Source organism: Polaromonas sp. P1_G2 (assembly GCF_056405515.1).
Map to the genome: position 1 here is coordinate 1 of NZ_JBFUBY010001585.1, position 381 is coordinate 381.

A 381-nucleotide genomic window follows, 5' to 3' on the forward strand; every position below is an offset into this window, starting at 1 on the left:
GCGATATCCTCATCCGCTTCGACCGCCATGATCCGGTGTTCGGCCGCACTCCACGGCACCTGTTGCAACAGCCAGGGGCTGGGCGCAGTCCGCGCGATATCCTCATCCGCTTCGACCGCCATGATCCGGTGTTCGGCCGCACTCCACGGCACCTGTTGCAACAGCCAGGGGCTGGGCGCAGTCCGCTCGAACTTTTCCTCGGCCGCCCCCGGCACGGCGGCGAGGTTGATGATGCGGTCTTCGAGGCAGAACACCCGATCGCCGGAATAGTGCAGGCCGGTGATCGCCAGCACCGGCGAGTTGACTGCAACGGCCAGATGGGCGCGATCCTCCAGCGTCGCCTTGCGCTTCTTCCGCTCCGAAAGTTCGTAGCGATAGGGC

Annotated in this window: 1 protein-coding gene; it reads right to left on the reverse strand. The window is 65.6% G+C overall.

Annotation, left to right across the window (positions count from 1 at the left end):
• Positions 1-381: UTRA domain-containing protein (locus AC1D0P_RS31655; protein ID WP_477680342.1), on the reverse strand; the 381-nt coding region annotated here is incomplete at both ends.